The 8,400-nt window shown below is 37.4% G+C and carries 11 protein-coding genes; all 11 read right to left on the bottom strand.

Annotated features, from left to right (window positions below; translation table 11 throughout):
• On the bottom strand, positions 1–2,040 hold a 2,040-nt coding region (locus tag BM327_RS09740; protein ID WP_139230326.1), incomplete at its 3' end, for a hypothetical protein.
• A 4-nt stretch (positions 2,041–2,044) separates the two neighbouring features.
• Positions 2,045–2,407 (bottom strand): hypothetical protein, encoded by a 363-nt coding sequence (locus BM327_RS09735; RefSeq protein WP_139230325.1) that lies wholly within the window; start codon positions 2,405–2,407, stop codon positions 2,045–2,047.
• A gap of 104 nt (positions 2,408–2,511) precedes the next feature.
• Positions 2,512–3,795 (bottom strand): phosphopyruvate hydratase, encoded by a 1,284-nt coding sequence (eno, locus tag BM327_RS09730; protein ID WP_090248886.1) that lies wholly within the window; start codon positions 3,793–3,795, stop codon positions 2,512–2,514.
• 2 nt (positions 3,796–3,797) lie between these two features.
• Positions 3,798–4,901, bottom strand: a complete 1,104-nt coding sequence (gene carA / locus BM327_RS09725) for a glutamine-hydrolyzing carbamoyl-phosphate synthase small subunit (RefSeq protein ID WP_090248884.1) — start codon at positions 4,899–4,901, stop codon at positions 3,798–3,800.
• Between the two features lie 134 nt (positions 4,902–5,035).
• Entirely contained in the window at positions 5,036–5,533 is a 498-nt protein-coding gene (gene rplQ / locus BM327_RS09720; RefSeq protein ID WP_090248882.1) for a 50S ribosomal protein L17, read from the bottom strand.
• A gap of 21 nt (positions 5,534–5,554) precedes the next feature.
• On the bottom strand, positions 5,555–6,547 hold the full coding sequence (locus tag BM327_RS09715) for a DNA-directed RNA polymerase subunit alpha (protein ID WP_090248880.1): 993 nt from the start codon (positions 6,545–6,547) through the stop codon (positions 5,555–5,557).
• Positions 6,548–6,563: 16 nt separating this feature from the next.
• The gene (rpsD, locus tag BM327_RS09710) at positions 6,564–7,169 is read right to left on the bottom strand and encodes a 30S ribosomal protein S4 (protein WP_090248878.1); all 606 of its coding nucleotides are present in this window, start codon (positions 7,167–7,169) and stop codon (positions 6,564–6,566) included.
• 83 nt (positions 7,170–7,252) lie between these two features.
• Entirely contained in the window at positions 7,253–7,636 is a 384-nt protein-coding gene (gene rpsK, locus BM327_RS09705; protein ID WP_090248876.1) for a 30S ribosomal protein S11, read from the bottom strand.
• A gap of 8 nt (positions 7,637–7,644) precedes the next feature.
• Positions 7,645–8,019, bottom strand: coding sequence for a 30S ribosomal protein S13 (rpsM, locus tag BM327_RS09700; protein ID WP_090248874.1), 375 nt, complete (start codon positions 8,017–8,019; stop codon positions 7,645–7,647).
• Positions 8,020–8,036: 17 nt separating this feature from the next.
• Positions 8,037–8,153 carry a 50S ribosomal protein L36 gene (gene rpmJ / locus BM327_RS09695; RefSeq protein WP_090248872.1) on the bottom strand — a complete coding sequence of 39 codons (117 nt, stop codon included), beginning with the start codon at positions 8,151–8,153 and terminating at the stop codon, positions 8,037–8,039.
• Positions 8,154–8,181: 28 nt separating this feature from the next.
• Positions 8,182–8,400 (bottom strand): translation initiation factor IF-1, encoded by a 219-nt coding sequence (infA, locus tag BM327_RS09690; RefSeq protein WP_090248870.1) that lies wholly within the window; start codon positions 8,398–8,400, stop codon positions 8,182–8,184.

Raw genomic sequence — 8,400 nt, 5'->3', positions numbered from 1 at the left:
CTGCACATCATAAGCTCCCACCTCTGGTATATTTACAGTTAATGGATCTACATTCATATAAGCACTATCATTACTTAAATTCCAGTACCAATTTCCAACCATAGTAGGGTCTGTATCATTGGTCAACGTAAAGGTACCCGGAGCACAATCTTCTGTTATATCTGCACTGAATTGAACATCTGGTTCTGGTAATACTGTTACCGTTACCTGCTGTGGGAAAGGTGTAGATTCACATCCATCGGTAATGATGGCCGTATACGTTGTTGTAGTTGCAGGGTTTGCAGAATAAGTATTTGCTGATCCTACTGGATTTCCTGCGGCATCTAACCAATTGTAGTTGTAAGGTCCACCATTTCCTCCAGAACCATCAGCAACAAGTGTTGTTGGGTAACCCGGACAAATATCAACATCTGGACTTATTGTTCCACTCAATGGTGGATTAACGCTTACCACAATAGAATCTGGATCTGAAGGACAGTTATTCTGGTTGTAAGCGATTACATCAACTGTTGTAGTCGCTGTTGGACTGTAACTTTCTGTTGTACTTGTGTTGGTAGATGTACTCCAGTTATACACAAAAGCTGAACCTCCGGTTGCTGTTGCAGTCATGGTTGCCGTACCATTTTCACAAACCGTAGTATCGTTACTTGTTGTTAAAACCACTGGTGCAGGATCTGTTAAGACAACAGTAGCGTCATCTGTACATCCATATTGGTCTACAATTTCAACATCGTAAGAACCTGCTGCCAATCCTGTTAAGAAGTTTGCGGTCTGATACGTTTGACCTCCATCAAAACTGTATTGTGAATTTCCAACTGAATCTAAGTATATCTCACCATCGGCAAAGCCATTACAGCTCGGATCTATCAATGAATCTTGAAGTTGAGGTACAGAAACATAGACGTAAACACTGTCTGTGGCATCTGGACAAACTCCGTTGGATTCTGTTAGATAAAGTGTAAACATACCACTACCCAGGGTTTGGAACTGAGGATTGATAACATCATTACCCGGTGCAAAGAAAGGCGTAGCAGAACCTGTGGCGGTCCACATAAATTCATTGTTCGGGTCTGACGGGATACCTTGAAGGTAAGCGATGGCTCCTTGACAAATCGCTGTATCCGTTCCTGCATCTACAAAAACTGGAGGTAAAACGTTTATAATAAAAGATACGGTATCATATACACCTGTTGTATCTGATAACTCCACAAAATACTCCGTAGTGTCAGAAGATAAAATTGAAAGTTCTGGCCAATTCGCTGAACTCACTAAATCAGATGCATTATTTAAAAATTGAAAAGTAACATAATTAGAGTCTATCCCTCCTAAATCTATGGTAGCCAAAGCAGTATCACCTAAACAAACTGTAGAACCCAAAGCTGAAGGGTCACAAGTTACAGAAGCTGTAGTTGTGCTTGATGAATTACCAGGAATATCTGTTCCTGTATAAACAGGCACCAATTGGTTTTGTAAGCCTGAAAAATTCGAAAAACACAAGACATACTGAGAACCCGCGGTTACAAAAATTGCATTTTCAAAATTTGTCTGTACTGCACCTGTTGGTAAATTTCCGGGTTGACACATTCCTGTATACCCCTGAGAAGAACCGTTCCAGTTACAAGCAACAGGAGGCAATAAGTTGTTGGTAATGTCTGAACACGCATCATTACTTGATAAATTCCCACCACCGGCTTGATAATAAGGCCAAAGTGCCCAATCATAGAATCCTCCACTTCCTGGTGAACCTAAAGTAAACTCGAACCATCCATCCTGTTGAATAGTAAAAATCATCCAAGTTGGATTCAACTCATTCGATAACAAACAGCCTGAATTCCCAGCTGAACCCGGGTTTGTAGAAGGGTTTGAAACATTGTTCCCAGAAGGTAAATCATTCATGTTTCCCTGACCTATACCTGCGGTAAAATCATTTATTGTACATCCGAATACAGCTACGTTACAATCTGCTGGATTTGTGGTTGTTTGTGCATAACCATTGAAAAACGATGCAATTAATGCTAAGCTTGCTAAAATTCTTTTCATACCTCTATTGATTTACATTAGAACAAAAAGAATTATCGAAGGCCAAGTGGTCATCAAACCCTTGTATACCTATACGCGAACATTCTATCGTATTTTCATAATTCCCCATCCAAGACAAAAGATCGTCTTGTTTAAAATCACTCAACTCTTTGGTCACAATGAGTAATCCATTGGTAATCCTATCCAAACGAACGATGTAACAGTTGGGATTGTTTCGAATAGAAGTTTCTATTGCATCTTGAATACTTGCATCATTGGTGTTTAATTGAACTTGTGCAAAGTACTTCAAGTTTTGATTTCCTCCTCCTTGAAAAGAAGAGGATAGTAGTAGCATAACTACACAAAGTAGTAATGTTTTAAATTTCATAGTTTCTAGCTTTCCTACCTTGACGTAAGCTATAAACTAGTGGTTGCTCTAAAATAAAAAAGAGGGGTTAAAAACCCCTCTTTTTACACTATTGTTTGTATCTGTTATAAAAACTTAAAGTCTTTACCAGGATAAACCGCAGCTTCTCCTAATTCTTCCTCTATTCTTATCAACTGATTGTATTTTGCCATTCTATCTGAACGAGATGCAGATCCTGTTTTAATTTGACCACAGTTCAATGCAACCGCTAAGTCTGCAATGGTATTATCTTCTGTTTCTCCAGAACGGTGAGACATTACAGAAGTGTACTGGTTACGTGTAGCCAATTGTACAGCTTCTATAGTTTCCGTTAATGATCCAATTTGGTTTACTTTCACCAAAATAGAATTTGCTATACCTTGATCAATTCCTTGTTTCAGACGCTTAGAGTTGGTAACAAATAAATCATCACCTACTAACTGTACTTTATTTCCAAGAACTTCAGTAGCTTTTTTCCATCCAGCCCAGTCATCTTCTGCTAAACCATCTTCAATAGAAGCGATAGGGTATTTATCACACCATTGGTTCCAGAATTCAACCATTTCATCAGAAGTCATTTCATCTCCAGTAGATTCGAAAATGTACTTCCCTTTTTCTTCGTTGTAGAATTCAGAAGAAGCAGCATCCAAGGCGATCCACATATCTTCACCTGGCTTGTACCCTGCTCTTTCAATCGCTTCTAAAACAACTTCTATAGCCTCTTCGTTAGATCCTAAAGACGGTGCAAAACCTCCTTCGTCACCAACGTTTGTAGACATTCCTTTTTCTTTTAAAACTGCTTTCAAGTGGTGGAAAACCTCCGTACCCCATCTTAGTCCTTCTGAGAAAGAAGAAGCTCCGAATGGCATCACCATAAATTCTTGAATGTCAATTTTATTATCAGCGTGAGAACCACCATTTAAGATGTTCATCATAGGTACTGGCATTGTTACTGCACCTACACCACCGATGTATTTGTAAAGCGACATACCTGTTTCAGATGCAGCTGCCTTAGCCACTGCTAAAGAAACACCTAAAATTGCATTCGCTCCTAATTTACTTTTGTTATCTGTACCGTCTAAAGCGATTAATTTGTAGTCAATTGCCTTTTGATCCAACACGTAATCCCCTTCTAACTCTTCGTTGATTACAGTATTGATGTAATTCACTGCATTTAATACCCCTTTTCCTAAGTATCTTCCTTTATCTCCGTCTCTCAATTCAACCGCCTCATGAACTCCAGTTGATGCACCTGATGGCACTGCTGCTCTACCAAATCCACCATTAGAAGTATACACATCAACTTCAACAGTTGGGTTACCTCTAGAATCTAAAATTTGTCTACCTACAATTTTAGCTATATAACTCATTTCTAATTGTTTTTCATGTTATCAATAAACTGGTCGAACAAGTATCTTGAATCGTGTGGACCAGCTGAAGCTTCTGGGTGATATTGTACAGAGAATACTGCTTTATTCTTTAAACGAATACCTGCAACCGTATTATCATTTAAGTGAATGTGCGTTAACTCTACATTTTCATTGTTCTTTAAACTCTCTTCATCTACTACGAAACCATGGTTTTGAGAAGTAATTTCTCCTTTACCCGTAATTAAGTTCTTTACAGGGTGATTTAAACCTCTGTGTCCGTTAAACATTTTCTTCGTAGATAAACCTTGAGAAAGTGATAATAATTGGTGACCTAAACAGATACCGAATATAGGCGTATCACCTTCAACCAAAGTCTTCACTTTTTCTATTACCTCAGGCATAGCTGATGGATCTCCAGGTCCGTTAGACAACATAAAACCATCAGGGTTGTATGCTTTTAACTCTTCTACTGAAGCATCCATAGGGAATACTTTCACATCACATCCTCTTTCTTGTAAACATCTAACGATATTTTTCTTTACTCCGAAATCGTATAACGCTACTTTGTATTTAGATTCTGTTGTTGCTTTTACTTCGAAAGCTTCTTTGGTACAAACTTTAGATGAAAGCTCCAATCCCTCCATAGAAGGAACCTCTTTCACTTGTTGTTTTAATGCCTCGATATCTATGTTTTCTTCCGTTGAGATGATAGCATTCATCGCACCTTTATTACGAATGTATCTAACTAGGGCACGTGTATCCACATCACAGATACCTATCTTGTTATCCTTAACCATGTTCTCTTCTAAAGAACCTGATGCTGATGCTCTTGAATAAACTTCTGAGAACTTTTTGATTACGATACCAGCAATCTTCATTTCATCTGACTCTATTTCTTCTGCATGTACACCGTAATTACCGATGTGAGAAGTTGTCATCACTAAGATTTGTCCGAAATATGAAGGGTCTGTAAATACTTCTTGGTAACCTGTCATCCCCGTATTAAAGGCGATTTCTCCATAAGTTACACCTGGTTTACCGATTGATTTTCCGTGAAAAACCGTTCCATCTTCTAGTACTAGAACTGCTGGATTTCTTTCTTGCATTTCAAAAAGTTTTTGCAAAGTTAATGTATAAATAAGGTTTAAAGAAATGTTTTGAGCAACTTTTCTTCACACTTTAAAAAATGGGCATAAAAAAAGGCAATCCTAAGATTGCCTTTTTTCTTCGAAAAATAAAATTATTCTTCTTCGTCTTTTGCTTCAGTAGATGCTTCAGCTTCAGAAGTTGTTCCTTCTGCTGCAGTATCAGCTGCTTTTGATGCTCCACCTCTTCTAGAACGACGAGTCGTTTTAGCTGGCTTATCATTTAACATCAATTCGTTGAAGTCTACTAATTCTACCATACACATTTCAGCATTATCCCCTTGTCTGTTACCGATACGGATGATACGCATGTATCCACCTGGACGGTCAGCAATTTTAGGAGCTACTTCACGGAACAATTCCGTTACTGCTTCTTTGCTTTTCAAGTAGCTAAATACAACTCTTCGAGAGTGAGTAGAGTCTGTCTTTGACTTTGTCAATAAAGGCTCTAAGTATACTTTCAAAGCTTTTGCTTTTGCTACGGTAGTATTAATTCTTTTATGTTCTATAAGCGAACAAGCCATATTAGAAAGCATAGCTTTTCTGTGTGCTGACTTTCTGCTTAAATGATTTACTTTTTTACCGTGTCTCATTTTCTTTTAATTCTAAGATTCTTAATCCTTGTCTAATTTATACTTAGACACATTCATTCCGAATGAAAGACCTTTAGCTTCCACTAAATCTTCCAACTCAGTTAGTGATTTTTTACCGAAGTTTCTGAACTTCAATAGATCGTTCTTGTTGTAAGAAACAAGATCTCCTAAAGTTTCAACGTCAGCAGCTTTCAAACAGTTCAATGCTCGAACTGATAAATCCATATCTACTAACTTCGTCTTCAATAACTGTCTCATGTGTAGAGAAGTTTCATCAAACTCCTCAGTTTCAGACTTCACTTCGCTATCTAAAGTAATTCTTTCATCAGAGAATAACATGAAGTGATGGATCAAAATCTTAGCTGCTTCTTTCAAAGCATCTTTAGGATGAATTGAACCATCAGAAGCAATCTCCATAACTAATTTTTCATAGTCAGTTTTTTGCTCTACACGATAGTTCTCTATAGAGTATTTTACGTTCTTAATAGGAGTAAAAATAGAGTCTATAAAGATAGTACCAAAAGGAGCTCCTGATACTTTGTTCTCTTCTGCTGGCACGTATCCACGACCTTTAACGATAGATAATTCCATCTCTAATTTCACAGAAGGCTCCATATTACATAATACAAGATCCGGATTCAATACTTGGAATGCTGAAGTAAATTTACCTAAATCCCCTGCAGTAAGTTTATCTTGACCAGAAATAGAAACAACAACTGTTTCAGTATCTTGATCTTCTATTTGCTGCTTAAAACGAACTTGTTTTAAGTTTAAGATTATCTCAGTAACATCTTCAACGACTCCTTTAATAGTAGAGAACTCGTGGTCTACCCCTTCGATTCTAATTGAAGCGATGGCAAATCCTTCTAAAGAAGAAAGTAAGATTCTTCTTAAAGCGTTACCTACTGTGATTCCGTATCCTGGTTCTAATGGACGAAACTCGAATTGACCTTCGTGCTCATCAGATTGAATCATAATTACCTTGTCAGGCTTTTGGAAGTCTAAAATAGCCATGTTAATGCGTTATATTTTATTTAGAGTATAATTCGACGATAAATTGTTCGTTAATGTTCTCAGGGATCATATCTCTTGTTGGAACACTAATCATAGAACCAGCCATTTTAGCTGAATCCCAATCTAACCAGTCGAATCTATTATTACTAGAAGCCAATGAAGATGTAATTGCTTCTAATGACTTTGACTTTTCTCTTACACCTACAACATCACCAACTTTTAACTGGTAAGATGGAATGTTTACCACTTCACCGTTAACTGTAATGTGTTTGTGAGATACTAATTGACGAGCACCTCTTCTTGTAGGAGCGATTCCCAAACGGAAAACAGTATTATCTAAACGGCTCTCACAAAGGATTAACAAGTTTTCACCAGTAATACCTTTCATTGCAGATGCTTTCTTAAATAAGTTAGAGAATTGCTTCTCTAAAATACCGTAAGTGTACTTCGCTTTTTGTTTTTCTCCTAATTGGATAGCATATTCTGATTGCTTTCCTCTTCTTTTGTTAGGACCGTGTTGTCCTGGACCGTAACTTCTTCTCTCCAACGCTTTGTCTGGACCGAAGATTGGTTCTCTAAATCGACGCGCGATTTTTGATTTTGGACCTGTATATCTTGCCATTTTATTAAGTAATGAGTGGGGTTATGAATTAAGGCTTTATTCCTTCGATAACCATAAATCCACTCGGGTTAAAAATTCTTTTATTAAACTCTTCTCTTTTTCGGTGGTCTACAACCGTTGTGTGGTAATGGAGTAACGTCAACGATTTCAGTTACTTCAATTCCTGAGTTATGTAAAGATCTGATTGCTGACTCACGTCCTGCTCCAGGCCCTTTTACAAAAACTTTAACTTTACGTAATCCGAAGTCATGAGCTTCTTTGGCACAATCCTCAGCAGCAACTTGTGCAGCGTATGGAGTGTTTTTCTTAGAACCTTTGAATCCCATTTTTCCAGCTGATGACCAAGAAATAACTTGTCCAGCATTGTTAGTTAAAGAAATAATGATGTTGTTGAAGGTAGCTTGAATATGCGCTTCACCAACTGCATCTACTTTAACATTTTTCTTCTTCTTTTGTGCTTTTGCCATCTTACTTATTATTTAGTTGCTTTCTTCTTGTTTGCAACTGTTTTTCTCTTACCTTTTCTAGTACGAGAGTTGTTTTTTGTTCTTTGTCCTCTTAAAGGTAATCCAGCTCTGTGACGAATACCTCTTTGACATCCGATATCCATTAAACGTTTGATGTTCAATTGTACTTCTGAACGTAAAGCCCCTTCAACTTTAATTGTGTTGATAGACTCACGGATAAGTCCTAATTGCTCATCAGTCCAATCTTGAACTTTGATGTTCTCGTCGATGTTGTTCTCAGCTAAAATTTTCGCTGCTGTAGAACGACCGATTCCAAAGATGTATGTTAAACCAATAACACCTCTCTTGTTCTTTGGTAAATCTATACCTGCAATCCTTGCCATAATTCAAATAATTAAGCCTAACCTTGTCTTTGTTTAAGTTTAGGATTCTTTTTGTTTATCACGTAAACTCTTCCTTTTCTCTTAACGATTTTGCAATCTGCACTACGTTTTTTTACTGAAGCTCTTACTTTCATCTTCTTTTTGTTTTTATTCGGATCTCTCCTACTTGTATCTAAAAGTTATTCTCCCTTTTGTTAAATCATAAGGAGACATTTCTACTTTCACTCTATCTCCAGGAAGAATCTTAATGTAGTACATTCTCATCTTTCCTGAAATGTGTGCGGTGATCACGTGTCCATTCTCCAACTCAACTCTAAACATTGCGTTAGATAAAGCTTCGATGATCGTTCCGTCTTGTTCTATAGATGCTTGCTTTGCCAT

Source organism: Lishizhenia tianjinensis (assembly GCF_900116425.1).
Taxonomy (GTDB): Bacteria; Bacteroidota; Bacteroidia; order Flavobacteriales_D; family Crocinitomicaceae; genus Lishizhenia; species Lishizhenia tianjinensis.
Note: the sequence above shows the minus strand (reverse complement) of the source record. Positions and strands in the feature narration are given on the sequence as shown.